Raw genomic sequence first — 1,562 nt, forward strand, 5'->3', positions numbered from 1 at the left:
CCCAACAGTGCACCACCATTTGATTTCTTCTTTTTTTCCATACAATTCCCTCTCTCTTCTTTTATAATTACCAGAGTGTATTTAAAATTGCTTTCTGACAGCGCACGTCACACTTTCAAACACGCTCCTGAGTCACATAGTCGGTATCTACTGGATATAAATGCACAGCAGACTACAGTTATCGCAGCCGGACCGGCCTGCCATGGTCAGTCATCGCGGCAGTCGCCAAATGGACGCGCCAGCGTGTCCGTTTGGCGACTGCTCGCGGGAGTAAACCAGTGTACCCGCAGAATGTGACTGTAATAGTAAAATTATACATTAAAATTTATTCCTAGACAAGTATATATTTTAAATTCACGGATATCTCATATTACATGAGGCTAAGGCAACCTGAATACGATCCGATGAAAGGCTCATAAGGATTCCAACTCACTAAACGCTTTCATAAATTCTTTCACCCCGTAATTTTCAAACTCCACCTCAATTATGAGATCATCTTCTTTTAATATTTTTCCAATTCCATACTTTTTATGGCTCACCATATCCTGTGCTTTCTGTTCTTCTGATTCCTTATTAGATAAACTTGCCGGCATTCCCTCTTTTTTTGCCTGCTGGATCTGCCGCTTCAATTCCTGGAGATTCACTTCGGTTTTCTCTCCGGCATCCTGCCGTATCAAATGAGTTGGAATCATTTGGATATATCTGCTTGCACCAGGTATCACCCGATAGTAATCCGGATTGGTATAATAGGATAGTTCCAGATAATCTTTTGCCCTTGTAATCCCTACAAAAAACAGTCTTCGTTCTTCGTCCTCTTCTTCAAAATCTTTCGTGTGCAGTGGTATCAGTCCATAATTTACCCCTGTGATAAAAACATGGGAAAACTCCAGCCCCTTAGAGGCATGAAGTGTCATCAGCTTCACGGATTCTGTCTCACTTCTGATATCCTTCTGTAAAATATTAACACCATACAATGCTGATGAGTTGAGGTAATCCATTAACCCCTCCATGAACGGCATCTGCTTTTCCCGGATGTATGTAAATAAAATGTCTGCCAGATCAAGGACATACTTTTTGTCTTCTGAAAAAGATGAGGAAGTAGGCATGAGATACTCATCCATTTCAAAATACCGGTAAAGGTCTTCCGGATTATGTATTTTATTGATCTGATCTGCAAATCCCTTCATACTTGCATATAATTTTGATTTGCACAACAGGTCGCTATCCTGATGTTTTATCACTTTCCATGCTTGTTTTTTAGACAGCCGCTCTCCATAATCCCGGTCATTCAGCACATAGAATGCCGACAGAATATCTTCCGGGTTTACACAGAAACGTAACAATTTTACCATCCATTTTAATACCGGTATATCCTGAATCGTCTTTTTCATAGAAACTTCATACGGTATACCATTTTCACCAAATACCTTCTCCATGACCTCCGACTGGCTCTGTAAACGGTAAAAGACCGCTATTTCTTTCAGCGGCACGCCTTCGGCCTGAAGTTCCCTTATTTTATCAGCCAGGTAACAGGCTTCGTTAAAAGGATTGTAGTGGTTTTT

Annotated in this window: 1 protein-coding gene; it reads right to left on the reverse strand. The window is 40.8% G+C overall.

Features of this window, described 5'->3' with window-relative positions:
- Positions 1-413: 413 nt before the first annotated feature.
- Positions 414-1,562 (reverse strand): 3'-5' exonuclease (locus ACH2DQ_RS01660; protein ID WP_395025248.1); only part of this gene is annotated, 1,149 nt, incomplete at its 5' end.

Source organism: Robinsoniella sp. (assembly GCF_034124845.1).